26 protein-coding genes and 1 riboswitch are annotated in these 23712 nt (G+C 71.4%); of the genes, 13 read left to right on the top strand and 13 right to left on the bottom strand.

What is annotated here, in order from left to right:
* Positions 1–113 precede the first annotated feature (113 nt).
* Positions 114–950, top strand: a complete 837-nt coding sequence (locus M4D82_RS18660; RefSeq protein WP_249767124.1) for a helix-turn-helix domain-containing protein — start codon at positions 114–116, stop codon at positions 948–950.
* The gene (locus M4D82_RS18655; protein ID WP_249767123.1) at positions 934–1188 is read left to right on the top strand and encodes a DUF397 domain-containing protein; all 255 of its coding nucleotides are present in this window, start codon (positions 934–936) and stop codon (positions 1186–1188) included. Before M4D82_RS18660 ends, M4D82_RS18655 begins: the two co-directional genes overlap by 17 nt.
* A gap of 4 nt (positions 1189–1192) precedes the next feature.
* Here the strand turns inward: M4D82_RS18655 and M4D82_RS18650 are convergent, their stop codons facing one another.
* A complete protein-coding gene (locus tag M4D82_RS18650; protein ID WP_249767122.1) occupies positions 1193–2380 on the bottom strand; it encodes a S8 family peptidase in 1188 nt (395 codons plus the stop codon).
* Positions 2381–2811: 431 nt separating this feature from the next.
* Here M4D82_RS18650 and M4D82_RS34085 point away from each other — a divergent pair, with 431 nt between their 5' ends.
* A complete protein-coding gene (locus tag M4D82_RS34085) occupies positions 2812–3153 on the top strand; it encodes a protease inhibitor I9 family protein (RefSeq protein WP_283844489.1) in 342 nt (113 codons plus the stop codon).
* 6 nt (positions 3154–3159) lie between these two features.
* Here the strand turns inward: M4D82_RS34085 and M4D82_RS18640 are convergent, their stop codons facing one another.
* Both M4D82_RS18640 and M4D82_RS18635 read right to left on the bottom strand, forming a co-directional pair.
* A complete protein-coding gene (locus M4D82_RS18640; RefSeq protein WP_249767121.1) occupies positions 3160–3495 on the bottom strand; it encodes a hypothetical protein in 336 nt (111 codons plus the stop codon).
* Positions 3496–3595: 100 nt separating this feature from the next.
* A complete protein-coding gene (locus tag M4D82_RS18635) occupies positions 3596–4198 on the bottom strand; it encodes a phosphoribosylanthranilate isomerase (RefSeq protein ID WP_249767120.1) in 603 nt (200 codons plus the stop codon).
* A 137-nt stretch (positions 4199–4335) separates the two neighbouring features.
* Between M4D82_RS18635 and M4D82_RS18630 the strand changes: the two genes are divergently transcribed.
* A complete protein-coding gene (locus M4D82_RS18630; protein ID WP_249771930.1) occupies positions 4336–4908 on the top strand; it encodes a Uma2 family endonuclease in 573 nt (190 codons plus the stop codon).
* 56 nt (positions 4909–4964) lie between these two features.
* Entirely contained in the window at positions 4965–5390 is a 426-nt protein-coding gene (locus M4D82_RS18625) for a GNAT family N-acetyltransferase (protein ID WP_249767119.1), read from the top strand.
* A gap of 100 nt (positions 5391–5490) precedes the next feature.
* Here M4D82_RS18625 and groL read toward each other — a convergent pair whose 3' ends face one another.
* The 4 genes from groL to thrC form a co-directional block, all read right to left on the bottom strand.
* Positions 5491–7113, bottom strand: a complete 1623-nt coding sequence (gene groL, locus M4D82_RS18620) for a chaperonin GroEL (protein WP_249767118.1) — start codon at positions 7111–7113, stop codon at positions 5491–5493.
* 327 nt (positions 7114–7440) lie between these two features.
* A complete protein-coding gene (locus M4D82_RS18615; RefSeq protein ID WP_008743607.1) occupies positions 7441–7647 on the bottom strand; it encodes a cold-shock protein in 207 nt (68 codons plus the stop codon).
* A 381-nt stretch (positions 7648–8028) separates the two neighbouring features.
* Positions 8029–8307: a MoaD/ThiS family protein gene (locus M4D82_RS18610; protein ID WP_249767117.1), complete on the bottom strand. Its 279-nt coding sequence runs from the start codon at positions 8305–8307 to the stop codon at positions 8029–8031.
* Between the two features lie 32 nt (positions 8308–8339).
* The gene (gene thrC / locus M4D82_RS18605) at positions 8340–9614 is read right to left on the bottom strand and encodes a threonine synthase (protein WP_249767116.1); all 1275 of its coding nucleotides are present in this window, start codon (positions 9612–9614) and stop codon (positions 8340–8342) included.
* Between the two features lie 17 nt (positions 9615–9631).
* Positions 9632–9788: riboswitch (SAM riboswitch) on the bottom strand.
* Positions 9789–9962: 174 nt separating this feature from the next.
* Here thrC and M4D82_RS18600 point away from each other — a divergent pair.
* Positions 9963–10913, top strand: a complete 951-nt coding sequence (locus M4D82_RS18600) for a glucosyl-3-phosphoglycerate synthase (protein ID WP_249767115.1) — start codon at positions 9963–9965, stop codon at positions 10911–10913.
* A 71-nt stretch (positions 10914–10984) separates the two neighbouring features.
* Positions 10985–12352 carry an alpha,alpha-trehalose-phosphate synthase (UDP-forming) gene (locus M4D82_RS18595; protein WP_249767114.1) on the top strand — a complete coding sequence of 456 codons (1368 nt, stop codon included), beginning with the start codon at positions 10985–10987 and terminating at the stop codon, positions 12350–12352.
* Between the two features lie 220 nt (positions 12353–12572).
* Here the strand turns inward: M4D82_RS18595 and otsB are convergent, their stop codons facing one another.
* From otsB to M4D82_RS18580, 3 genes are read right to left on the bottom strand one after another with little or no spacing between them, the layout of a single operon-like run.
* Entirely contained in the window at positions 12573–13427 is an 855-nt protein-coding gene (gene otsB / locus M4D82_RS18590; RefSeq protein WP_249767113.1) for a trehalose-phosphatase, read from the bottom strand.
* Between the two features lie 43 nt (positions 13428–13470).
* Positions 13471–13785: a DUF3263 domain-containing protein gene (locus M4D82_RS18585; protein ID WP_349637075.1), complete on the bottom strand. Its 315-nt coding sequence runs from the start codon at positions 13783–13785 to the stop codon at positions 13471–13473.
* A 57-nt stretch (positions 13786–13842) separates the two neighbouring features.
* On the bottom strand, positions 13843–15147 hold the full coding sequence (locus M4D82_RS18580; protein WP_249767112.1) for an extracellular solute-binding protein: 1305 nt from the start codon (positions 15145–15147) through the stop codon (positions 13843–13845).
* Positions 15148–15358: 211 nt separating this feature from the next.
* On the opposite strand from M4D82_RS18580, the gene M4D82_RS18575 reads away from it, so the two are divergent.
* The 4 genes from M4D82_RS18575 to M4D82_RS34620 all read left to right on the top strand — a co-directional run bounded on the left by M4D82_RS18575 (position 15359) and on the right by M4D82_RS34620 (position 18499).
* The gene (locus M4D82_RS18575) at positions 15359–16291 is read left to right on the top strand and encodes an ROK family protein (protein ID WP_249771926.1); all 933 of its coding nucleotides are present in this window, start codon (positions 15359–15361) and stop codon (positions 16289–16291) included.
* Entirely contained in the window at positions 16291–17442 is a 1152-nt protein-coding gene (nagA, locus tag M4D82_RS18570; RefSeq protein ID WP_249767111.1) for an N-acetylglucosamine-6-phosphate deacetylase, read from the top strand. The genes M4D82_RS18575 and nagA overlap by 1 nt, the downstream gene beginning before the upstream one ends.
* A 113-nt stretch (positions 17443–17555) precedes the next feature.
* The gene (locus tag M4D82_RS18565) at positions 17556–18362 is read left to right on the top strand and encodes a 1-phosphofructokinase family hexose kinase (RefSeq protein ID WP_502989077.1); all 807 of its coding nucleotides are present in this window, start codon (positions 17556–17558) and stop codon (positions 18360–18362) included.
* Positions 18272–18499 (top strand): PfkB family carbohydrate kinase, encoded by a 228-nt coding sequence (locus M4D82_RS34620; protein ID WP_502989076.1) that lies wholly within the window; start codon positions 18272–18274, stop codon positions 18497–18499. The genes M4D82_RS18565 and M4D82_RS34620 overlap by 91 nt, the downstream gene beginning before the upstream one ends.
* Positions 18500–18617: 118 nt before the next feature.
* Here the strand turns inward: M4D82_RS34620 and M4D82_RS18560 are convergent, their stop codons facing one another.
* Together M4D82_RS18560 and cdgB are read right to left on the bottom strand one after the other, a co-directional pair.
* Positions 18618–19655: a CBM35 domain-containing protein gene (locus M4D82_RS18560; RefSeq protein WP_249767110.1), complete on the bottom strand. Its 1038-nt coding sequence runs from the start codon at positions 19653–19655 to the stop codon at positions 18618–18620.
* Between the two features lie 68 nt (positions 19656–19723).
* Entirely contained in the window at positions 19724–21574 is a 1851-nt protein-coding gene (cdgB, locus tag M4D82_RS18555; RefSeq protein ID WP_249767109.1) for a diguanylate cyclase CdgB, read from the bottom strand.
* A 281-nt stretch (positions 21575–21855) separates the two neighbouring features.
* Between cdgB and M4D82_RS18550 the strand changes: the two genes are divergently transcribed.
* On the top strand, positions 21856–22464 hold the full coding sequence (locus M4D82_RS18550; protein ID WP_249767108.1) for a flavin reductase family protein: 609 nt from the start codon (positions 21856–21858) through the stop codon (positions 22462–22464).
* 43 nt (positions 22465–22507) lie between these two features.
* Here the strand turns inward: M4D82_RS18550 and arfB are convergent, their stop codons facing one another.
* Positions 22508–22933, bottom strand: a complete 426-nt coding sequence (gene arfB, locus M4D82_RS18545) for an alternative ribosome rescue aminoacyl-tRNA hydrolase ArfB (protein ID WP_249767107.1) — start codon at positions 22931–22933, stop codon at positions 22508–22510.
* 155 nt (positions 22934–23088) lie between these two features.
* Here arfB and M4D82_RS18540 point away from each other — a divergent pair, with 155 nt between their 5' ends.
* Entirely contained in the window at positions 23089–23664 is a 576-nt protein-coding gene (locus M4D82_RS18540) for a TerD family protein (protein WP_249767106.1), read from the top strand.
* The last annotated feature ends 48 nt before the right edge of the window (positions 23665–23712 follow it).

The raw sequence follows: 23712 nt of genomic DNA, 5'->3' as shown, positions 1-23712 counted from the left end.
ACATGTCACCTTCCACTCTGAGTATTCAGGTTCTGCACACAGAGTGGCGATGACAGGGCTAGCCTTTCAAGTGGCCCACCGCAGCAACCGCACATGTTGTACCGGGAGTTGTCATGCCAGGAAAGAACCTGGACCCCTCGTCCTCCCCCCGCGCCCTCCTCGGCGCCGAACTCCGCGTGGCCCGCAAACGGGCGGGCCTGAGCCAGGCCGAACTCGGGGAACCCCTCTTCGTCAGCGGTTCGTTCATCGGCCAGTTGGAGGCCGGCATCCGCCGGATGCACCTCGAACTGGCCCGACAGATCGATGAAATCCTTGGCACGGACGGCTTCTTCGCCCGCAACTGCGGCGCGGCGGCCAAGTCCAAGTACCCCGACCACTTCGCGGCGGCGGCCGAGGCCGAAGCGCTGGCGATCTCCATCCGCGAGTACGCGCCGCAGATCATCCCGGGCCTGCTCCAGACGGAGGCGTACGCGCGGGCCATCTTCCGCGCCTACCAGCCGACGGCGACCGAGGAGGCGATCGACGAGCTGGTCACGAACCGGCTCGAAAGGTCGGCGATCCTGGACAATAAAACAACCCCGTTGTTTTGGTGCGTGCTTGACGAAGCGGTCCTCCGCCGCGCCGGGGACGACCCGAAGGTCCTGGCCGCCGCCCTGCGACACATCGCCAAGCTGATCCGCGCGAACCGGATCATCGTCCAAGTCCTGCCATTCAGTGCGGGCTTCCACGCGGGCATGGACGGCTCGCTCAAACTGATGGCCTTTGCGGACGCGCCGCCGCTCGCCTATGTTGACGGCATCGGGATGGGCCAGTTGTTCGACGATCCGGCCACAGTCGCCAAATACACCCTGACCTACGATCTGCTCACGGCCAGCGCGCTGTCCCCGAGCCAGTCCCTGGCCCTGATCGAGTCGATGGCGGAGGAGTACGAAAATGACCAACACGCCTGAGTACGACCTGTCGGCAGCCGTCTGGCACAAGTCCAGTTACAGCGGCGGCGACGGCGGCAACTGCCTGGAGATGGGCACGTGGCGGAAGTCCACCCACAGTGATGGCAGCGGCGGGAACTGCGTCGAGGTCTGTGACGCGCACCCCGACGTCGTCCCCGTTCGGGACTCCAAGGTCCCGGACGGCCCGCACGTGGTGTTCCACGCGCGGGCCTGGAGCGCCTTCGTCAGGACGCTCTGACGGGTCACAGACCGCCGGTGAACAGGAGGCGGTTGGGGCTTCCGGTGCCCAGGAAGCTCAGCCTGTCCTTCGTGGAGCTCGTCACCAGCGCGTTGAAGACCTGGTCCGGGGTGGCGTTCGGGTGCTTCTGCTTGAAGAGGACGGCGGCTCCGGCGACGTGCGGGGCCGCCATCGAGGTGCCGTTCAGGGCGACGGTGCCGCCACCGAGGCGGGCCGAGAGGATGTCCTGGCCGGGGGCGTAGAGGTCCACCACCTCGCCGTAGTTGGAGAAGGCGGTCTCCACGTCGTAGCGGTTGCTCGCCGCGACCGTGAGCGCCCGTTCGGCGGACGCCGGCGAGTAGTTGGCGGCGTTCCTCGAATCGTTGCCCGCCGCGATGACCGGAAGGACGCCCGCCCGCGACAGGTTGTTGGCGGCGTCGTTCAGCGCCTGGGAGTACCCGCCGCCCAGCGAGCCGTTGAGGACGGCGGGCTGCTGGGCGTTGCGGGCCACCCAGTCCAGGCCGGCGATGATCCCCGAGAACGAGCCCCGGCCGTCACAGCCGAGGACGCGGACGCTGACCAGGTTGGCCTTCGTCGCGACGCCGTACGTCTTGCCGCCGACCGTGCCCGCGACGTGCGTGCCGTGCCCGTTGCAGTCCGCGCCCAGCCGGCCGTCGCCCATCGCGTCGAAGCCGTACGTGGCCCGGCCGCCGAACTCCTCGTGCTTGTAGTCGATGCCGGTGTCCAGGATGTACGCGGTCACCGGGGCGCCGTTGCCCCCGACGGTGAACTCGCTGTCGAGCGGCAGGTCCCTCTGGTCGACGCGGTCCAGGCCCCAGGAATTGGCCGGCACCCGCCCCGACGGGGTGGCGATCGGGGTGGGCGGGGCGGACGCCGTCGCGTCCTGCTCGACCGACGTCACGCCCAAGCTCGTGCGGACGGAGTTCAGCTGCTTCTCGCTGAGCGAGGCGGCGAAGCCGTTCATGGCCGTGCGGTAGACGAAGGACGGCTTCAGGTTGAGCTTGTTCGCCAAGGCGGTCGCGTCGACGCCCCGGTCCAGGCTGACGATGTACTGGCCGGGCAGGGCGTTGGCGACGGCGCTGTGCAGCGGGACGGGCGTGGGCTCCGGGGTGTCGGCGGCGGCCGCACCAGCGGCCAGGGCCGGGGTGGTCGTGAGGAGGGCGGCGACGGCCAGACGGACGAGCATGCGCATGGAGGCAACTCCCTGAAGCGGAAGGCGGAGAACGGTGGCTGGAGCCGTCCGCCGCCGGGGCGTGAAACCCCCGCGAGGACGGACTCCCGGTGCATCGGTCGCCGGCCCGGCGGAACTTGAAACAGCCCGGGTCCACCTGGCGCAAGGGGCGGCGGACCCGCGCAAAAAGGTTCACGCACGTGGCGTGGCACGCCGCCCGGGGCGCGCTACGGGGTCCACCCCGGCCGTCCCGAATTCACCCGTACGGGCCGTGACGCGGGGGCCGTCGGGCCAGGTCGTGTCTTGTGGCTCATGCCGGGCTCGCGGGGCTCGCGACGCCCGGCATGAGCCACAAGACACGACCGAGCGCGCCCGGGGTTCACCCCCGCCCGCGCCCGCCGCGCCGGACGGGGTCGTTGACCGGCCCGGACGTGCGTGATGGCGTCGCCGTCATGCGCACCCGACCGAGCTGGGCCGTGCCGACGGCCGTCGCCACCGCCGCACTGGCCGCCGTGGCCGTCCTGCCCGCCGCCCAGTCCGCCGACGCCGCCACCGCGCCCGCGGTGGTGGCGCCGGTCGACTGGCCGACGTACCTCGTCACCGTCCACCGCGACGTCGACCCCACCTCGGTGGCCGCCGCCCACGGGATCACCCCGGAGCACGTCTTCCGCATCGCCCTGCACGGCTTCTCGGCGCGCCTGTCCCCCGAACAGGTCGCCGCCCTGCGCGTGGCGCCGTCGGTGGAGTCCGTGGAGGAGGACGGCCTGGCGAGCGCGATCGGACCGGCCGTGTAGGGGGTCCTACGCGCCGGCCCGGCGGGCGCGGACCAGGCGGGTGCAGCCCCAGCCGAGCAGCCAGGGCAGGACGGTGATGCCGCCGATGTACACGGCGGCATAGCCGAGGACGTCGTTCAGTCGGGACGGCTCGTCCCAGCCTTCGATCGGCAGGACCATCGCCACCGCCGACACCCCCACGGGCGGCAGCGGGACCAGCACCGACCACAGCCGCGCCCGCGGGCCGGGGCTGCGCGCGCACCACGCCCCGAAGGCCGCCATCACGAACGGCCCGAACGGCACCCACAGCACCACCGGATAGAAGAGCAGCACCCACCACTCGTCCGAATACCCGAACATCATGGAGATCCCCCGTCCGGTCCCGCCCCGCCCCCGAAAGCCCACCCGGCTCATCCCCCACCGGGCGGGCGCCCGAAACCGGCCGGCTGCCCGCTCGCGGGCTCTACCGGTTCCGGGCGGCCTCCACGAAGGCGCGGATCAGGGCGGGGTCCTTCACCCCGCGCTCCCGCTCGACCCCGCTGGAGACGTCGACCCCCCACGCCCCGGTCACCGCGACGGCCTCGGCGACGTTGGCGGGGGTCAGCCCGCCGGCCAGCAGCCAGTGCCCCTCGGGGGCGGTGAACTCCGCCGAGCCCCAGTTCCACGGCTTGCCGGAGCCGGGGTCGGGCGCGTCCAGCAGCAGCAGGTCCTCCCCGTACTCCCCGCACCGCCGCACGTGCTCGGCGGTGGCCCGCAGCAGGGTGCGGCCCGGGGCGCGCAGTTCCTCGTAGTAGCCGACGGGCTCGTCCCCGTGCAGCTGTACGGCGCGCACCCCGCTCTCCTCGGTGAGCCGCCGCACCTCCTCGACGGACTGCCCCCGGAACACCCCGACGGTCAGCACCGAGTCCGGCACCTCGGCCGCCAGCGCCCGCGCGGTGGCGGCGTCGACGGTACGGGGGCTGCCCGGCGCGAAGACGAACCCGACGGCATCGGCCCCGGCCGCCACGGCCACACCGACGTCCGACCCGGTCTTCAGGCCGCAGATCTTTACGAAGAGCTCGCTCATACCCCCAGTCAACCAAAGCCACCCGATCGGCGATCCCCCGTACCGGCAGCCGGGCACGACCGCTCGCGCACCACTAGCCTGGAACGAGGCTCACGCCCAGTGCACGGCACGCCACGCGGAGGACAACGGTGACGATCATGATCGAACGGGCCACACCGATAGAACAGGCCGCACCACCGACGTTCGAGACGCTCCTGCGCACCGTCGAGGAGATGGACACGCCAGACGGCTTCAAGGCCGAGCTCATCCGGGGGAAAATCGTCGTGTCTCCGTGGTCCAGGCTGCGTTACTTGCGCCCCATGCGGGCCCTTCGCCGACAATTGGAGGCCCACTCCCCGGATGGCCACATCGTCGAGACCACACCGATCCTGTTCCAGTTCCCAGCGGCGCGACGCGCCTATGGGCCTGATCTCTACGTGGCGGACGAGGCGGCTTTCGACGAAGAGGGCCGCCACGCGGACGGAGCGGCACTTTCTCTCGTGGCCGAGTTCACCTCGGTGTCCACGAAGGACGTGGACTGGCACGAGAAGATGGACGTGTACGGACAGCTCGTCCCCGTCTACCTCGTCGTCGACATGCAGGCATCCGAGATCACCTGCTTCTCGGATCCATCCCCGCACGGCTACCGCTCCCGCACGACGGTCTCCTTCGGCCAGGCCCTGCCCGTTGCGAAGCCCTTCGACTTCGCCCTCGACACCACCGGCTTCTGACCGCCACCCGCGAAAACCCCTCGGTTCCCGGTGGGCTCGGAGCGCAGAATGGCGGGATGGATGACAGTGGGGTGGCGATCAGTACGGGTGGCGCGGACGCGGAGCTCGACGCTCGGCTCGGTGCGGAGTTGGACGCCTTCAACCAGGCGGCAACCGCCGGGCACGAGCAGGCGGAGTTCACGGTGCGGATCACCGACGCGGACGGGGCGCTCGTCGCCGGGCTGTCGGGGTGGAGCTGGGGGGACCGGGCCGGGATCGAGATGCTCTGGGTGCGCGAGGACAGCCGGGGCGACGGCTGGGGCGCGCGCCTGCTCGCGGCCGCCGAGGAGGAGGCCCGCCGGCGGGACTGCGTGACGATCATGGTGTCGTCCTTCACCTTCCAGGCGCCCGGCTTCTACGCCCGCCACGGCTACGAGGAGACGGCCCGCGTACCCGGAATCCCGGACGGGCACGAGGACGTGTACTTCCTCAAGCGGCTCTGAGGGCAGGGGGGCGGGCGGGACGCCGGAAAACGCCCGAGGGCGGCACCCCCCGCGGGGGGTGCCGCCCTCGTTCGAGAACAGCCGATCAGCCAGGGGCCGATCAGAAGTCCATGTCACCGCCCGGCATGCCGCCCGGGGCGCCCGCGGACGCCTTCTCCGGCTTGTCGGCGATGACGGCCTCGGTGGTCAGGAACAGCGCGGCGATGGACGCGGCGTTCTGCAGGGCGGAACGCGTGACCTTCGCCGGGTCGATGATGCCCTCGGCGATCATGTCGACGTACTCGCCGGTCGCGGCGTTCAGGCCGTGACCGATGGGAAGGTTGCGCACCTTCTCCACGACGACGCCACCCTCAAGACCACCGTTGACGGCGATCTGCTTCAGCGGGGCCTCCAGGGCGAGCTTCACGGCGTTGGCGCCGGTCGCCTCGTCACCCGTCAGCTCCAGCTTCTCGAAGACCGAGGAGGCCTGCAGCAGGGCCACGCCACCGCCGGCGACGATGCCCTCCTCGACGGCCGCCTTCGCGTTGCGAACGGCGTCCTCGATGCGGTGCTTGCGCTCCTTGAGCTCGACCTCGGTCGCGGCGCCGGCCTTGATGACGGCCACGCCGCCGGCCAGCTTCGCGAGGCGCTCCTGGAGCTTCTCGCGGTCGTAGTCCGAGTCGGAGTTCTCGATCTCGGCGCGGATCTGGTTGACGCGACCCTGGACCTGGTCGCTGTCACCGGCACCGTCGACGATGGTGGTCTCGTCCTTGGTGATGACGACCTTGCGGGCGCGGCCGAGCAGGTCGAGACCGGCGTTCTCCAGCTTGAGGCCGACCTCCTCGGAGATGACCGTGCCGCCCGTGAGGATGGCGATGTCGCCGAGCATGGCCTTGCGACGGTCACCGAAGCCCGGGGCCTTGACGGCGACGGACTTGAAGGTGCCGCGGATCTTGTTGACGACGAGGGTGGAGAGCGCCTCGCCCTCGACGTCCTCGGCGATGATCAGCAGCGGCTTGCCGGACTGCATGACCTTCTCCAGGAGCGGCAGCAGGTCCTTGACCGAGCCGATCTTGGAGTTGACGATCAGGATGTACGGGTCGTCGAGGGACGCCTCCATACGCTCCATGTCGGTGGCGAAGTACGCCGAGATGTAGCCCTTGTCGAAGCGCATGCCCTCGGTGAGCTCAAGCTCCAGACCGAAGGTCTGCGACTCCTCGACGGTGATGACGCCTTCCTTGCCGACCTTGTCCATGGCCTCGGCGATGAGCTCGCCGATCTGGGTGTCGGCGGCCGAGATCGAGGCGGTGGAGGCGATCTGCTCCTTGGTCTCGACGTCCTTGGCCTGGGAGAGCAGGGCGGCGGAGACGGCCTCGACGGCCTTCTCGATACCACGCTTGAGGGCCATCGGGTTGGCGCCGGCGGCCACGTTGCGCAGGCCCTCGCGGACGAGCGCCTGGGCCAGCACGGTGGCGGTGGTCGTACCGTCGCCCGCGACGTCGTCCGTCTTCTTGGCGACTTCCTTGACCAGCTCGGCGCCGATCTTCTCGTACGGGTCCTCGAGCTCGATCTCCTTGGCGATGGACACGCCATCGTTGGTGATCGTGGGGGCGCCCCACTTCTTCTCAAGGACGACGTTGCGACCCTTGGGGCCAAGGGTGACCTTGACGGCGTCGGCGAGCTGGTTCATGCCACGCTCGAGACCGCGCCGGGCCTCCTCGTTGAACGAAATGATCTTGGCCATCTGAAGTGGTCCTCCCGGACAGGGGTGGATTGCTCCGGACCGCGCCCGCGCCCGCGACGGACGGCCTGCGGCTCCGGCGGTTCCTTCCCGCCGGACCCTGCGGGCCTCACCGACCCGGTCCTCGTCTTAGTAGCACTCTCACCCGGAGAGTGCTAACGCCAATGATTAGCACTCGACCCCCGCGAGTGCAAGCGGCTTCGGGCAAACCCCCCGGCCGCGCGCCGGGACACGCCCGGAAACACGCCGGGAACACGCCAAGGGGCCCGCACCCCGTGTCCGGGATGTGGGCCCCTCGTCGTACGTCTCGGTGGTCGAACGCGCTGGGACTCAGCCGGCCGCGAGCTTGACCATGTCCGCCTGCGGACCCTTCTGGCCCTGCGAGATCTCGAACTCGACCCGCTGACCCTCTTCGAGGGTGCGGTATCCGTCCATCTGGATGGCGCTGTAGTGGACGAACACATCCGCACCACCGTCGACCGCGATGAAGCCGTAGCCCTTCTCCGCGTTGAACCACTTGACGGTGCCCTGAGCCATGCCTAACTCCCCTATTACTGGCCCTTGCGCAGGACCGCACTTCGCGGACCCGGGTCAGAACTTGCGCCGGAACGCCTCGACCGCGGCTGAATGTATCTGCACCGGTGCTGTCTGCAACAGGTCATTCCGACGAGAAATCCGGACACGCGAAAACGTGGAAATAGAGTGAAAATTTGGCATATTCCAGGGCAACTCGGGCCCGACAAGCCTCACCAAAGCCCCAAAACGCGCACGCATGTTGACTCAATGTCTACCCTCGCGCGGCCCGCTCATATGCGGCGGGCAAGAACAGCGGAGGGGACTTCCCCAACTCTACCGCGCCCAACCAAGCAGAATTGCCCCCTCCACTTTCGGCGGAGGGGGCAATTCAGGTTTTGTGAATCAGCAGCCGCCGGCGACGGCGGGAATGATCGAGACACCGGCGCCGTCCGGCGTCGCCGTCTGCAGCCCGCCCTCGAAGCGCACGTCGTCGTCGTTGACGTAGACGTTCACGAAGCGGCGCAGCTTGCCCTGGTCGTCCAGGACGCGCGCGGCGATGCCCGGGTGGTTCTTCTCCAGGGACTCGATGACCTCGGCGAGGGTCGCGCCCTCGGCCGGGACCTCGGCGACGCCGCCGGTGTAGGTGCGCAGGATGGTGGGGATGCGGACGTTGACGCTCATGGCGCTACTGCCTTTCCGGGTGTCAGGGGAGATCAGGCGAGGCCGGCGGCGCGGAACGCGTCCAGGCTCGGGCGGATGGTGGCCGTCTGACCGCTGTCCGCGGCCACCGCCTCCAGGGTCTTCAGGCCGTCGCCGGTGTTGAGGATGACGGTGGTCAGCGTCGGGTCGAGCTGCCCGTTCTCGATGAGCTTCTTCGTCACGCCGACGGTCACGCCACCCGCGGTCTCGGCGAAGATGCCCTCGGTCTGCGCCAGGATCTTGATGGCCTCGACGACCTGCGCGTCGTTGACGTCCTCGACGTAGCCGCCGGTGCGCCTCGCGATGTCCAGGACGTACGGGCCGTCCGCCGGGTTGCCGATGGCCAGCGACTTGGCGATGGTGTTCGGCTTCTGCGGGCGGACCACGTCGTGGCCGGCCTTGAAGGCCGTCGACACCGGGGAGCAGCCCTCGGCCTGCGCGCCGAAGATCCTGTACGGCTTGTCCTCGACCAGGCCGAGCTTGATCAGCTCCTGGAGACCCTTGTCGATCTTCGTCAGCTGCGAGCCGGACGCGATCGGGATGACGATCTGGTCGGGCAGCCGCCAGCCGAGCTGCTCGCAGATCTCGTACGCGAGCGTCTTGGAGCCCTCGCCGTAGTAGGGGCGCAGGTTGACGTTGACGAAGCCCCAGCCCTCGCCCAGCGGGTCGCCGATGAGCTCGGAGCAGAAGCGGTTGACGTCGTCGTAGTTGCCCTCGATGCCGACGAGGTCGCCCCCGTAGACACCGGCCATGACGACCTTGCCCTGCTCCAGGTCGTGCGGGATGAACACGCAGGAGCGGAAGCCGGCGCGGGCGGCGGCGGCGCCGACGGCGCCGGCCAGGTTGCCGGTGGAGGAGCAGGAGAGGGTGGTGAAGCCGAAGGCGCGGGCGGCCTCGACGGCGATGGCGACGACGCGGTCCTTGAAGGAGTGCGTCGGGTTGCCGGAGTCGTCCTTCACGTACAGCTTGCCGGTGACGCCCAGCTCCTTGGCCAGGTTGGCCGCGTCCACGAGCTTGGTGAAGCCGGGGTTCAGGCTGGGCTTGGAGGCCACGTCCGCCGGAACGGGCAGCAGCGGCGCGTAACGCCAGATGTTGTTCGGGCCGGCCTCGATCGCGGCGCGCAGGGCCTCGGGGTCACCGGTGGGGAGCTCGTAGGAGACTTCCAGCGGTCCGAAGCACTCGACGCAGGCGAAGATCGGGCCGAGTTCGAAGCGGGTACCGCACTCGCGACAGGAAAGACCGCTGGCAGGTCCGAGATCGACAGAGGTGGCGACAGTCTGTGCAGCCATGATGGCGAGGCCCTTTCTCCTCATCTTCCCCATGGCGCACTTCGCCATGAGACGGAATTGGCACCTTCCCTAGCCGGGGGACCCCGCTGAGGTCGCCGATGGCGATCGCGAGAACCGACTGGAGGGTTGCCGGGGCTTCAACGGGCCGTGTCCCTCTGCCCCTCTGGATGAGCGGTATGGCACCGGCTACCGCGCTCCAAGGCGCACCGGTGCGTTTGTCCGAAGGACCCCCGGCATGCGGTGGTCCTTCGCGTTGTTCAAGACTGTAACCGAAGGGCCGGGCGGTGTGAGACAGCCGTCCGAACCGCGAGATGGATCATATTTCGCCCCAATCAGGGAGTACTGACAGTGCTGGATGAGGTGGAGCGCTGGCTGGCCGACCGCTCCTGGTCCGCCGCCGACCGACCGCTCGACCAGCTGATCGAGCGGAAACGGGCGACCGGGACGACGGTCAGCGTCGTGCTGCCCGCGCTCGACGAGGAGTCCACGGTCGGACGAATCGTGGAGGTGATCCGGCGCGACCTGATGGACGGCCCGACGCCGCCCCTGGTGGACGAGCTGGTGGTGGTCGACTCCGGCTCCACCGACCGCACGGCGGAGGTCGCGGCGAAGGCCGGCGCGCGGGTGGTCCACCGCGACGAGATCCTGCCGCGGCTGCCGGCCCTGCCCGGCAAGGGCGAGGTGCTGTGGCGCTCGCTGCTGTCCACGACCGGCGAGATCGTCTGCTTCGTGGACGCCGATCTGCGGGACTTCTCGTCCACCTTCGTGTCCGGGATCGTCGGACCGCTGCTGACCGATCCCGAGGTGCAGTTCGTCAAGGCCATGTACGACCGCCCGCTCGCGGACGCCCCCGGCCAGGGCGGCCGGGTCACCGAGCTGGTCGCGCGCCCGCTGCTGAACCTGCACTGGCCGCGGCTGGCCGGTTTCGTACAGCCGCTGGGGGGCGAGTACGCCGTACGCCGCTCCCTGCTGGAACGTTTGCCCTTCCCCGTCGGCTACGGCGTCGAGCTGGGCCTGCTGGTCGACGCGCTGCACACGGTCGGGCTCGACGCGCTGGCCCAGGTCGACGTCGGCGTCCGGCTGCACCGCCACCAGGACGGGCAGGCGCTGGGCCGGATGGCCGCCGCGATCTACCGCACCGCGCAGCTGCGGCTCTCGCGCGGGCACCTGGTGCGGCCGGAGCTGACGCAGTTCGAGCGGGGGCCGCACGGCTTCGTACCGCGCACGTACCCCGTGGACACGGAGGAGCGGCCGCCGATGGTCGAGATCGCGGAGTACGCGGGCCGGCGCGTGGCGTGACGCGGGACGTGGTGGCGTGACGCGAGACGTACACGAGTTTGAGGGCGGGCGCCCCTGGCTAGGTTCGCGACATGGCTTCTCAGGTACTCGTCGCCGCCAACCGCGGCCCGCTCTCGTACGTCCTCGCAGAAGACGGCTCGCTCACCGCCCGGCGCGGCGGAGGCGGCCTCGTCTCCGGCCTGTCCGCGGCGCTCGCCCGGCAGCCGGAGGCCCTGTGGATCTGCGCGGCCCTCTCCGACGCCGACCGCGAGGCGGTCCGGCGGGGGGTGGCGGAGCCGGGGGTGCGGATGCTGGACATCGACCCGGGGACCTACGACGACGCGTACAACGGCATCGCGAACTCGGTGCTCTGGTTCACCCACCACCACCTGTACGACATCCCGCGCGAGCCGGTCTTCGACGCGCGGTTCCGGCGCCGCTGGGACTCGTACACCGCCTACAACGACGCCTTCGCCGAGGCGCTCGCGCAGGAGGCCGCCGAGGGGGCGGCCGTCCTGGTGCAGGACTACCACCTGGCGCTGGTGCCGGGCGCGCTGCGCGCGCTGCGGCCGGACCTGCGGATCGCGCACTTCACGCACACGCCGTGGGCGTCGCCCGAGTTCCTCGGGATGCTGCCGGACGACGTGCGGGCGCGGCTGCTGAACGGGATGCTCGGCGCGGACCTGGTGGGCTTCCACACCGAGGCGTGGGCGCGGGCCTTCCGGGCGGGGGCGGGCGCGGCCGCGGCGGGCACGAAGACGGCGGTGTTCCCGCTCGGCGTGGACGGCGACGACCTGCGCGCGCTGGCGCGGCGGCCGGAGGTGGACGACAAGCTGGCCGGGCTGCGGGCGGAGGTCGGCGACCGCAAGACGATCGTCCGCGTGGACCGCACCGAACTGTCGAAGAACATCCTGCGCGGCCTCCTGGCCTACCGGGAGCTCCTCACCACCCACCCTGAATGGCAGCACCGCGTCGTCCACTTGGCCTCCGCGTACCCCTCCCGCCAGGACCTGGAGGTGTACCGCGCGTACACGGCGTCGGTGCGGGAGCTGGCGGCGGAGATCAACGCGGAGTTCGGCACGCCCGACTGGCAGCCGGTCCTCGTCTCGGTGGAGGACGACTTCGCGCGCTCGCTGGCCGCGTACCGGCTGGCGGACGTGGCCCTGGTCAACCCGGTGCGCGACGGGATGAACCTGGTCGCGAAGGAGATCCCGGTGGTCTCGGAGGCCGGCTGCGCGCTGGTCCTGTCCACGGGGGCGGGGGCGTACGAGGAACTGCGCGCGGACGCGTTGACGGTGAACCCGTACGACGTCTCCCGCACGGCCGAAGCCCTGCACGAGGCCCTGACGATGCCCGCCCCGGAACGCGCGGAACGCACGAAGCGCCTGGCGGCAGCTTCCACGGCCCTCCCCCCGTCGGCCTGGTTCGAAGCCCAACTGAAGGCGCTGACGGGGAGATAGCGGGCCCGCGCCGCGAGGCGGCGTGCCCTGCCGCGCTGCGAGGGGGCGCGTACGGCTAGGGGGTGTCCGGCGGATCAGGGCCGGGCCCGCGGCGTCTGGCACGGCGCCTCGCCGCGTTGCCGAAACGTCCCGATAGCTCCGCTATCAAGACGCTCCGGCGCCTTGCGATGCCCCGCACCAGACGCCGCGGTCTATCCGACCCTGATCCGCCGGACACCCCCTAGTCCCGTAGCGCCGAGGCCAGTTGGGACAGGAACGTCGTTACCGCGCCTGGGCCTGGGAGGACCAGGTCGGCGCGGGCGGCGAGTTCCGGGACTTCCGCCGAGCCGCTGCACACCAGGAGGCCGGGGCGGCCTTCGGCGCGGCGTTTTTCGATCGCCGAGTACGCGGCGAGGTCGCCCAGGTCGTCGCCCGCGTAGAGGACGGCCTCGGCGTCCCGCTCGGCGAGGAACTCCGTCAGCGCGACGCCCTTGTCCATGCCGGGCGGGCGCAGTTCCAGGACGGCGCGGCCCGGCTCGACCATCAGGCCGTGTCGGGCGGCGAGCCGCGTGAGGGGTTCGCGCAGTGCGGCGAAGGCCGCCTCGGGGTTCTCGGCGCGGCGGGTGTGGACGGCCAGCGCGCGGCCCTTCTCCTCGATCCAGGTGCCGCGCCAGGCCCCGATGGTGTCGAGGAATCCGGGCAGCTCGGCCCGTACGGCGGCGACGCCCGGGTGTTCGGCGGGGGCGTGGACCAGGCCGGTGACGGCGTCCCAGCGTTCGGCGCCGTAGTGGCCGAGGACCACGAGGTGTTCCAGGCCGGGGACTCCGGCGAAGCCCCCGTAGCGGACGGCGACGCCGGCGGGGCGGCCGGTGACGACGGCGACGGCCTCGACCTGCGGGGCGAGGGCCGCGAGTGCGTCGACGGCGCCGGGGTGGGCGCGGGCCTGGTCGGGGTCGGGGACGATGTCGGCGAGGGTGCCGTCGAAGTCGAGGGCGATCACGGCCGCGCGCGGTGCGCGCAGGAGGGCTTCGAGTCCCTCGCGGCCGGCCGCGGTGGTGGGCACGGGCATCGGCGGATCGTGCGGATGGCTCCCCATGCGCCCGACCCTACCGGGGTGGCCGGGCGACGCCCACCCCTTCTCAGCGGCGGGCCCGCCGGCCCTCGCGTATGCGGCGCAGGCGGTTGACGGTGCCGGGGGCGTGCTCCAGTGCGCGTGGATCGTCCATCAAGGCGTTGAGCAGCTGGTAGTAGCGGACGGGGGTCAGGCCGAGGCCCTCGCGTATCGCCCGTTCCTTGGCGCCGGGGCCGGGCCAGGTGCGGGCCTCGTACGCGAGTACGGCGGCCTCGGCGGACGTCAGCGCGGCGGAGGGGGGCCGGGAGGGGCAGGTGGTCCCCGACTCCGCCGCCTCCGCCTCCGTCTCCGTCTGCGCTTCGGTCCGTCCGTCGTCCGTCATACGGCCAGATTAACGGCGGGTGCCGACAGCGCTCATCCGTCGGCGCTCAGCCGGCGCTCAGCGCTCGCCGTCCGCCTTGCGCGCCTTCAGCGCGATGTCCTCCAGCACCTTCGCGGGGTTCCCGCCGGGCTGGACGACCTGGCCGATGTTCTGCTTCACGTTCTCGCTGACGCCGGCCCAGGACTTCTTGCCGACGGGGTACAGCTTGGAGCTGGGCAGGGCCGCCAGGAAGGTCTTCAGCTGCGTGGCGGAGCCGCCCGTACTGGCCTCCATGGCCCGGTAGGCGCTGGTGGTCGCCGGCAGGAGGTCGTACTTGTTGGTGAAGGCGGTCACGTTCTTCGCGGAGTAGAGGTGGTCCAGGAACTTCCCGGACTCCTTCTTGTGGCCGTTCTTGAACGCCATGACCCAGTCGGCGACGCCCATCGCGGACTGGTCGGTGCCGTCGATCGTGGGCAGCGTGACCATGCCGAACTTCACGCCCTTGCCGGCGGCCTGCTTGAGCAGCGTGGGGTGGCCGTTGAGCATGCCGACCTCGCCGCGCGTGAAGGCGTCGAAGGCGGCCTGGCGGTCCAGCTTGCCGGGCTCGACGGGGCCGGTGAGGCCCTGGCCGACCATCCTGTCGCGCAGGAACTCGAAGGCCTTGACGTTCTCCGGGGCGTCGATCTGGTACGCCTCCTCGTTGTCGGTGTAGCCACCGCCGGCGGAGAGCATCCACATCATCGACTCGGCCTGGGCCTCCTCGCGGCCCAGCGGCACGGCGAAGGGGGTGGGGACGTTCGCGGCCTTGAGCTTCTTGGCCGCCGCCTCCAGCTCGGCCCAGGTCTTCGGCTGCCAGGGCGCGGCGCTGTCCTTCGGGATGACGCCGGCGTCGCCGAGCAGCTTCTGGTTGTAGAAGAGCAGTCGGGTGCTGGCGACGAAGGGCATGCCGTACTGGATCCGCTTGACCTTGCCGGCGTCGGCGAGCGGCGCGAGGAAGTCGGCCTCGGTGTTGACGGAGAGCAGCTCGTCGACGGTGTAGAGCTTGCCGGCCTCGGCGTAGTCGGCGTAGGCGCCGATCTGCGCGATGTCGGGGGCCTTGCCTTCCTTGACCATCGCGGCGACCTTGGCGTCGACCTCCGACCAGGAGTAGACGCTGACCTCGACGTGGACGCCCGGGTTGTCCTTCTCGAAGGAGGAGGCCAGGTCCTTCCAGTAGCCGGCGGAGGAGTTCTGGGGATTGTCGCCGTAGTCGGCCGCCACGACCCGCAGGGTCACCTCGTTGTCCCCCGTGAGACCCGACACGGCTCCGCAGCCGGTCAGTGTCACGGCGGTCAGGCACAGCACGGCCCCGGACGCGGCCAGGCTCAGGTAACGGCCCTTCACGGTTCTCGATCCACCCCTTGTTGTACGTACGATTCGACGTAAGGTCTACACCACTTTGGCGTCTCCTCCACATCCGGAACGGCGTCTCGCGCGGACTGTGTCCGGACCGTGTCCCACCCCTCGGTCCGGATTTGTATGGCCGCTCAACAATTCCCCTCATTGGACTAGACCTTTCCCCGCCGAGCACGCGAGACTGTCCTCTGTGAAACCCGTGAAACACGTCATCGCCCTCGATGTGGGCGGCACCGGGATGAAGGCCGCCCTCATCGGCGCCGACGGCACCCTGCTGCACCAGGCCCGCCGCGCCACCGGCCGCGCCCGGGGCGCCGAAGCCGTCGTCGAGACGATCCTTGACTTCGCCGCCGAACTCCACGACCTGGGCGTGGAACGCTTCGGTGCGGCGCCCTCGGCCGCCGGCGTCGCCGTCCCCGGCATCGTCGACTCCGCGGCGGGCATCGCCGTCTACGCGGCGAACCTCGGCTGGCGCGACGTACCCCTGCGCGACCTGCTCAGCGCACGCCTCGGCGGCATCCCCGTGGCACTGGGCCACGACGTGCGCACGGGCGGCCTCGCCGAAGGACGCATCGGCGCCGGACAGGGCGCCGACCGCTTCCTCTTCGTCCCGCTCGGCACCGGCATCGCCGGCGCCATCGGGATCGCCGGGCGCATCGAAGCCGGCGCGCACGGCTACGCGGGCGAGATCGGCCACATCGTGGTCCGCCCCGGCGGACCCGAGTGCGGCTGCGGGCAGCGCGGCTGCCTGGAGACCCTCGCCTCCGCCTCCGCCGTCTCCCGCGCCTGGGCCGCCGCCTCGGGCGATCCCGAGGCGGACGCGGCGGACTGCGCCAAGGCCGTCGAAGGGGGCGACGCGGCGGCCCGCGAGGTGTGGCTCGCCGCCATCGGCGCGCTCGCGGACGGCCTGGTCACGGCGATCACCCTGCTGGACCCGCGCACGCTGATCATCGGTGGCGGGCTCGCCGAGGCGGGGGAAACCTTGTTCACACCACTTCGGAAGGCCGTCGAGGAACGCGTCACGTTCCAGCGGCTCCCCGAGATCGTTCCGGCGGCCCTCGGGGACACGGCCGGATGCCTGGGCGCAGGGCTGCTCGCCTGGGACCTACTCGCCACGGAGGTACCTGCCTGATGGCCGGAAGCGCACACAGCACCGTTCTCTCCGGCGCCAGGGTGGTGCTCCCCACCGGGATCGTCGCCAACGGCCGGGTCATCGTCGAGGGCACCCGTATCGCCGGCAGCGCCCACGAGAACTCCGAGACCGTCGACCTGTCCGGGCACTGGATCGTCCCCGGCTTCGTCGACATGCACAACCACGGCGGCGGCGGCGCCTCCTTCACCTCCGGCACCGCCGAGGAGGTCCTGAAGGGCGTACGCACCCACCGCGAGCACGGCACGACCACCCTCGTCGCCTCCACCGTCACCGGCGAACTCGACGAACTCGCCCGCCGCGCCGCCCTCCTCGCCGAGCTGACCCAGCAGGGCGACATCGCCGGCATCCACTTCGAGGGGCCCTTCATCAACCCCTGCCGCAAGGGCGCGCACAAGGAGGACCTGCTGCGCGACCCCGACCCGGCCGAGGTCAGGAAGCTCATCGACGCCGCGCACGGCGCCGCCCGCATGTTCACCCTCGCCACCGAACTGCCGGGCGGGCTGGACTCCGTACGCCTGCTGGCCGAGCACGGCGTCATCGCCGCGATCGGGCACACGGACTCCACCTACGACCAGGCGCGCCAGGCCATCGACGCCGGCGCGACCGTCGCCACCCACCTCTACAACGCCATGCCGGGCCTCGAACACCGCGCCCCGGGCCCGATCGCGGCGCTGCTGGAGGACGAGCGGGTCACCGTCGAGCTGATCAACGACGGCACCCACCTGCACCCGGCCATGCTGGAACTGGCCTTCCACCACGCGGGCGCCCACCGCGTCGCGCTGATCACCGACGCGATGGACGCGGCCGGCTTCGGCGACGGCACCTACCACCTCGGCCCGCTGGAGGTGGAGGTCAAGGACGGTGTCGCCCGGCTCGTGGAGGGCGGCTCCATCGCCGGCTCCACCCTGACCCTCGACACCGCCTTCAAGCGGTCGGTGACGATCGACCGGCTGCCGGTGGAATCCGTGGTGCAGGCGATCTCCGCCAACCCGGCCAAGCTCATCGGCCTCTACGACGAGGTCGGCTCGCTGGACCCCGGCAAGTACGCCGACCTCGTCGTCCTCGACGGCGACTTCGACGTCAAGGGCGTCATGCGGCGCGGCGAATGGATCGTCAAGCCGGGCGCGTAAGAGCCCTTTCGGCCGCCTTTCGGCCGTACGCGGTGCGGCGGCGGGGCCTCGGGACTGGGCCCGCCGCCCTCGATTTGGCATGATCCCGGCATTCACCGAGACCGGGGCTGACCATGATCCTCACCGTGACGCTCAACACCGCACTCGACGTCACCCACCGGGTGCCACGACTGCGCCCCCACACCTCCCACCGGGTCACCGGTGTCACCGAACGCCCCGGCGGCAAGGGCCTGAACGTCGCCCGCGTCCTGGCCGCGCTCGGCCACGAGGTGACGGCGACGGGCTTCGCGGGCGGGCCGACGGGCGCCCTCGTGCGGGAGCTGCTGGCCGACGCGCCGGGCGTCGTCGACGCCCTCGTCCCCTGCGCCGGCGCCACCCGCCGCACCCTGGCCGTCGTCGACGAAGCCACCGGCGACACCACGCAGTTCAACGAGCCCGGTCCGCAGATCAGCGCCGCCGAGTGGGACGCCTTCCTCACCCGCTTCACCGAACTCGCCGCCGGAGCCCGCGCGATCGCCCTGTGCGGCAGCCTCCCGCCGGGCGTGCCCGTCGGCGCGTACGCCGTCCTCGTACGTGCGGCCCGCGCGGCCGGCGCCGCCCCCGTGCTCCTCGACACCAGCGGCGAGGCCCTGCGCCGGGGCGTCGCCGCCCGGCCGGAGATCATCAAGCCGAACGCCGCCGAACTCGCGGAGCTCACCGGCTCCCGCGACCCCTGCCCGCCACCCGCGACGCCCGCCGCCGGGGCGCGCACGCGGTGGTCGCCTCCTGGGCCCCGCCGGGCCTCGCCGCCACCCCCGAGGGCACCTGGCAGGCGGCCCCGCCCCGCCCCCTGTCGGGCAACCCGACCGGCGCGGGCGACTCCGCCGTGGCGGGCCTGCTCTCCGCCCTGGCCGAGGACCTCCCGTGGCCGGCGCGCCTGACCCGCGCGGTCGCCCTGTCGGCGGCCACGGTCCACGCCCCGACGGCGGGCGACTTCGACGCGCGCACCTACGAGGAGATCGCCCCGCAGGTCACGGCGGTGGCCGTCCCGGCGACCGCGCCGCCCGGACGGCCGTGACGGCGGCAGTGACGGCGGCAGTGACGGCGGCAGTGACGGCGGCGTCGAACGCCGGAGGGGGAGGCGCACCGGGTGCGTCTCCCCCTCCGTCACGTGCTCGGGCGTACCGCCCCGGGCGTCAGCCCTTGGTGTGGCCCGCGCCGAGGCGCAGCTGATCGAATATCGCCTCGCACTGGTTCCCGGCCTCACACGAGATCTTCATCGTGTTCGTGCCCTTCTTGAGGTTGATCCAGGCGAAGGTACGCGTCCACCCCTTGTCCCACACACCGGCCTCGGCCTTGGCGAAGTTCGCCAGGTTCAGGGACTGCGTGGGGCTCTGCCCGTTGACGGTGAGCGTCACCTTCGCGTCCTTGCCGGGCACCGCGTAGTTGACGAACAGCGTGTACTCGCCGCTCTCGGGCACGTCCGCCGTCCAGGTCAGCGCGGCGCCCGTCTGGTTGAAGTTGCCGACGTACTGCCCGCCGGAACTCTTCGAGCCCTGCACGGAGTTCTGGAGCAGCGCGCCCCCCGTGAGGGCCATTCCGGCGCCGGCCGCCTCGCCCTTGGGCAGCGGGGTCTGCGAGGCCTCGGGGGAGGCCGAGTTCTGCGGGGAGGCCGGGTTCTGCTTCGGCGCGACCGGCTGCTGGGACTGCGAGGACGCCTGGTCCTTGCCGCCCTTCTTGTCGCCCTTGTCGCCGAAGATCACCGCGGCGCTGATGCCGACCGCGATCGCGCCGACCACCGCGACCGCCGCGATGAGCATCCCCTTGCGACTGGAGCCGCCGCCACCGCGACCGCCGTGGCCGCCGCCGCGCGCCGGCGCCGTCGGCGCGGCGTACTGCTGCTGCTGGGGAACGCCGTAGCCACCGGCCTGGAGGGCCTCCGGGGCCTGGTACTGCGCCTGGTACGCCGGGGGCTGCTGGGGCGGCACGGCCCCGCGCTGGCCGCCGTACGTCCGCTCACCGACCGTGCGCACCTGGTTGTACGAGGTACGGGGCACGCCGGGCTGGACACCGGGCTGACCCCCGCCCGCCGGGCCGGGGTAGCCGTATCCACCGCCCTGACCGGGCGGGGTGGCTCCGGCGGCCTGGCCGTCCGCGTAGAGGTAGCCGAACGGATCGTCGTCCTCGGGCTGGTTCGCCCCACCGTGCGGGCCGTTGTTCGCGGGCGTCGTCATCGCAGGTCACTCCTTTCGACCCCCGGGAGCCTACCCCGAACACGTGCGCCCACGGGTGGTCGATCCACTCACCCGGCGCGACGGTGGGCCTTGGAGCGGGACCTTTTCTCGATGTACATCCGCTGGTCGGCTGAGCGCAGCACCTCGTCCGCCGACATGCCGCAGCTCGCCCAGCCGATCCCGAAACTGGCCCCCACACGGACCGCGCGGCCGTCCACCCGGATCGGCGGGATGATCGCGTTGCGCAGTCGGACGGCGAGGTCGGCGGCGTCTGCGGCGCCCAGGCCGTCGGCGAGGACGACGAACTCGTCACCACCCAGCCGGGCGACCGTGTCACCGTCCCTGACGCCCGTCGTGAGCCGTCGGGCCACCTCGATCAGCACGGCGTCGCCCGTGTGGTGGCCGAACCGGTCGTTGATCGACTTGAAGCCGTCGAGGTCGCAGAAGAGCACCGCGAGCCCCTTCGTCCCGTCGTCGATGTCCGAGGCGGGGGCGACGGTGTGGACGTGGTGATCGTACGGGCCCCCGTCCGGCAACCCCTGGCCGGCGCCGGGGCCGGGGCCGGCCTGGCCGGGGATCCCGGCGGGGACCGCGCCCGGGAAGTCGTAGGGGGCGCCGCCCGCTCCGGGGTGGCCGCCGCCCGCGTCGCCGGCGCCGTCGTGGGTGTCGGGACCCGGCGGACCGCCGTAGCCGGGGTGGGCGCCGTAGCCGGCGTGGGCCCCGTAGCCGCCGTAGCCGCCGGGGTCCCCGTACCCGCCGTGCTCGCCGGTGCCGGCCGCCGCGCCCGGTCGTGCCTCGTAGGCCGCGTCCAGGGCCTCGACGGCGGTGGCCCGTACGGACTGTGGCCGCCGGCACAGTCGGGCGCCGAGGCGGGCGCGCAGCTCGGCGCTGTTGGGCAGGCCGGTGAGGGAGTCGTGGCTGGCGCGGTGCGCGAGCTGGAGTTCGTGCCGCTTGCGCTCCTCGATGTCCTCGACGTGGGTCAGCAGGAAGCGGGGGCCGTCGGCGGCGTCCGCGACGACGGAATTGCGCAGCGAGACCCACACGTACGTGCCGTCGCGCCGCCCGAGGCGCAGCTCGGCGCGGCCGCCCTCGGCGGAGGTGCGCAGCAGGGTGCCGATGTCCTCGGGGTGGACGAGGTCGGAGAAGGAGTAGCGGCGCAGGACGGACGCGGGCCGGCCGAGGAGCCGGCACAGCGCGTCGTTGGTGCGCAGCAGCCGGCCGTGCTGGTCGCCGCCCATCTCGGCGATGGCCATGCCGCTGGGCGCGTACTCGAAGGCCTGCCGGAACGACTCTTCACTGGCCCGCAACGCCTGCTGCTCGCGCTCCAGTCGGACCAGGGCGCGCTGCATGTTCGCGCGCAGCCGCGCGTTGCTGATCGCAATCGCCGCCTGGAAGGCGTACATCTGGAGCGCCTCGCGCCCCCACGCGCCGGGGCGGCGCCCGTTGCGCGGTCTGTCCACCGAAATGACACCCAGAAGTTCCCCGCCCGTCGCGTACATGGGGGCGTAGAGGCGGTCCTCGGGGTGCCATTCGTCCTCGAACCGCGGATCGGGGCCGTCCGTGTGCCACTGGGGTACGTCGTCCTCCAGGAGGACCCACCCCTCGGTGTGCGGGATGAAGCGCAGGCCGTCCCAGGCCTCGCCCATGGCCAGCCGGCGTTCCCACGAGGGGCGCGAGCCGACGCGACCGGTGATCAGGGCTTCGGCGGCGGGGTCTCCGGCGAAGGCGGCGACGACGAGATCCCCGTCAGGACGGACGAGATTGACGCAGGCGAGTTCGTAGCCGAGGCCCTTCACGATGCCGTCCACGACGGTCTGCAGGGTGTCGGCCAGGCTGCGGGCGGTGTTGAGTTCGGCCACCACCTGGTGCAGCTGCCGCAAGGTCGCAAGACGGACGTACGGCTCCGACTCGGTCTCCATTGCTCGCTCTCCCCGAGACCTCGACAGCAACTCCAGGTTTGTCATCGGCGTTTCGTTGCGGTGTCCCGTCCACTGAATCACAGTGAGCTGTGCGGCAGGTACACAGGGTCAACAAATCTTGCTCTCTGTGACTCAAGTCACATGAGATGAATAACAGGGCATCCTGCGGGGGGTGTTGAACGGGAGTACTCCCGCTCGTTCTCGGGAGCAAACCATACGCCCGAGGGACTACGTCGGGGGACTAGGTCGGGGGGCGGGGGCGCGGCTCGGGCCGGCGGCCGATGTGCGGGGGCGGCGGTGGGATTAGCGTTCGGGTCGTGCCGAACACGACCTTTGATACGACCGCCGCACCGTCCGCCACCCCCCATCCTGAGGGGGTGAGCAACGACGAGTTCCGGGCCGCCATGTCCCGGCTGACGGCGGGCGTGTGCCTGATCACCGCGCACGAGCCGCCCCTGACGGCGGGCGGGCCGCGCGGGGAGGACGTCGGCATGACGGCGACCGCGTTCATGTCGGTGTCGCTGGACCCCCCGCTGGTGCTGGTGAGCGTGCGGGAGGACTCGCGGATGGACGACCTGCTGGCGGAGCAGCCGCTGTGGGCGGTGTCCGTCCTCGCGGACAGCCAGGTCCAGGTGGCGGGCCGGTTCGCCATGAAGAACCGGATCAGCGACCGGCTGCTGTTCGAGAACGTGCCGCACGTACGGGGTGAGGTGTCGGGGGCTCCGCTGCTGACGCACGCCCTCGCCGCGCTGGAGTGCCGTACGGAGTCCCGGGTCGTGGCCGGGGACCACACGCTGGTGATCGGCCGCGTCCTGCGGGCCTCCCTGCCCGACCCGGACTCCCCGCCGCTGACGTACTTCCGGGGGCGCTACCGGCACTTGGCGCCGTAGGGGCGGGGCCAGGGGCCGGGCGGCCGGGGGGCGGGGGCTCGGATTACCAGTCGCGGCCGGTGCGGCCGCGCTTCGTCTCGGCGCGGGCCTTCTTCTCGCGCAGCCGGCGCTCGTTGATGCCGCGCGGGATCTTCGTGGCCCGGCGGGCCTTCGGCGGCGGGGCCGTCGCCTCCGCGAGCAGCGAGGCCAGCCGCACCATGGCCATCTCGCGGTTGCGCAGCTGGGAGCGGTGCTCGGAGGCCCGTACGGTCACCACCCCGTCGACCAGGCGAGACGCCAGCCGCTCCAGGGCCCGCGCCTTCCACACGTCCGGCAGTGCCGTCGTCGCCGCCAGGTCGAACAGCAGCTCCGCGCGCGAGTCGGAGGTGTTCACGTGCTGGCCGCCCGGCCCGGAGGAACGTGAGAAACGCCAGGTCAGCTCCCGCTCGGGAAGCACGACCGAACCGCGGATGACATAGGGACCAGGCATGCCCCCATCATCGGGCCCAGTCAGCCGCCCGTCACCCGTATTTCCAGGTCCGTCGGCCGCGCCGGAACCTGAGGACCCCTTCCCCACGTTATGAAGGACAGCGGTAACTTGACCCCACATCGAGGTCATGTGACGAGGAAGGGACACCAGTCAAAATGGCAGTAAGCCTGTCCAAGGGCGGCAACGTCTCGCTCACGAAGGAGGCCCCGGGCCTCAGCGCCGTCACGGTCGGCCTCGGCTGGGACGTCCGTACGACGACCGGTGTCGACTTCGACCTGGACGCCTCCGCCATCGCGGTCAACACGATGGGCAAGGTCGTCTCGGACAACCACTTCGTGTTCTTCAACAACAAGTCCACCCCGGACCAGACCATCGTCCACACCGGCGACAACCGCACGGGCGAGGGCTCGGGCGACGACGAGGCGATCAACGTCAACCTCGCCGGCCTGCCCGCCGACGTCGACAAGATCGTCTTCCCGGTCTCGATCTACGACGCCGAATCCCGCAGCCAGAACTTCGGCCAGGTCCGCAACGCGTACATCCGCGTCGTGAACCAGGCCGGCGGCGGCGAGATCGCCCGCTACGACCTCTCCGAGGACGCCGCGACCGAGACCGCCATGGTCTTCGGCGAGCTCTACCGCAGCGGCGCCGAGTGGAAGTTCCGCGCCGTCGGCCAGGGCTACGCCTCGGGCCTGACGGGCATCGCGCAGGACTTCGGCGTCAACGTCTGATCGGCGGCCGATCGCGCGACACCCCTGGTGAAGCCCCCCGCCCCCGTC

This window comes from Streptomyces sp. RerS4, from assembly GCF_023515955.1.
Lineage (GTDB): Bacteria > Actinomycetota > Actinomycetes > Streptomycetales > Streptomycetaceae > Streptomyces.
The sequence above is the reverse complement of the archived record's forward strand: the minus strand, read 5'-3'. Positions and strand labels throughout refer to the sequence as shown.

Coding starts and splice junctions, on each gene's coding strand:
- thrC (WP_249767116.1), bottom strand. CDS start 9,614: ATGGCTGCACAGACTGTCGCCACCTCTGTCGATCTCGGACCTGCCAGC.
- M4D82_RS18560 (WP_249767110.1), bottom strand. CDS start 19,655: ATGACGACGCCCGCGAACAACGGCCCGCACGGTGGGGCGAACCAGCCC.
- M4D82_RS18585 (WP_349637075.1), bottom strand. CDS start 13,785: ATGACGGACGACGGACGGACCGAAGCGCAGACGGAGACGGAGGCGGAG.
- otsB (WP_249767113.1), bottom strand. CDS start 13,427: ATGGGGAGCCATCCGCACGATCCGCCGATGCCCGTGCCCACCACCGCG.
- M4D82_RS18660 (WP_249767124.1), top strand. CDS start 114: ATGCCAGGAAAGAACCTGGACCCCTCGTCCTCCCCCCGCGCCCTCCTC.
- M4D82_RS18615 (WP_008743607.1), bottom strand. CDS start 7,647: ATGGCTCAGGGCACCGTCAAGTGGTTCAACGCGGAGAAGGGCTACGGC.
- M4D82_RS18625 (WP_249767119.1), top strand. CDS start 4,965: ATGGATGACAGTGGGGTGGCGATCAGTACGGGTGGCGCGGACGCGGAG.
- arfB (WP_249767107.1), bottom strand. CDS start 22,933: ATGCCTGGTCCCTATGTCATCCGCGGTTCGGTCGTGCTTCCCGAGCGG.
- M4D82_RS18540 (WP_249767106.1), top strand. CDS start 23,089: ATGGCAGTAAGCCTGTCCAAGGGCGGCAACGTCTCGCTCACGAAGGAG.
- M4D82_RS18650 (WP_249767122.1), bottom strand. CDS start 2,380: ATGCGCATGCTCGTCCGTCTGGCCGTCGCCGCCCTCCTCACGACCACC.
- M4D82_RS18595 (WP_249767114.1), top strand. CDS start 10,985: ATGGCTTCTCAGGTACTCGTCGCCGCCAACCGCGGCCCGCTCTCGTAC.
- M4D82_RS18630 (WP_249771930.1), top strand. CDS start 4,336: ATGATCGAACGGGCCACACCGATAGAACAGGCCGCACCACCGACGTTC.
- M4D82_RS34085 (WP_283844489.1), top strand. CDS start 2,812: ATGCGCACCCGACCGAGCTGGGCCGTGCCGACGGCCGTCGCCACCGCC.
- M4D82_RS18635 (WP_249767120.1), bottom strand. CDS start 4,198: ATGAGCGAGCTCTTCGTAAAGATCTGCGGCCTGAAGACCGGGTCGGAC.
- M4D82_RS18550 (WP_249767108.1), top strand. CDS start 21,856: ATGTGCGGGGGCGGCGGTGGGATTAGCGTTCGGGTCGTGCCGAACACG.
- nagA (WP_249767111.1), top strand. CDS start 16,291: ATGGCCGGAAGCGCACACAGCACCGTTCTCTCCGGCGCCAGGGTGGTG.
- M4D82_RS18655 (WP_249767123.1), top strand. CDS start 934: ATGACCAACACGCCTGAGTACGACCTGTCGGCAGCCGTCTGGCACAAG.
- groL (WP_249767118.1), bottom strand. CDS start 7,113: ATGGCCAAGATCATTTCGTTCAACGAGGAGGCCCGGCGCGGTCTCGAG.
- M4D82_RS18610 (WP_249767117.1), bottom strand. CDS start 8,307: ATGAGCGTCAACGTCCGCATCCCCACCATCCTGCGCACCTACACCGGC.
- M4D82_RS18640 (WP_249767121.1), bottom strand. CDS start 3,495: ATGATGTTCGGGTATTCGGACGAGTGGTGGGTGCTGCTCTTCTATCCG.
- M4D82_RS18565 (WP_502989077.1), top strand. CDS start 17,556: ATGATCCTCACCGTGACGCTCAACACCGCACTCGACGTCACCCACCGG.
- cdgB (WP_249767109.1), bottom strand. CDS start 21,574: ATGGAGACCGAGTCGGAGCCGTACGTCCGTCTTGCGACCTTGCGGCAG.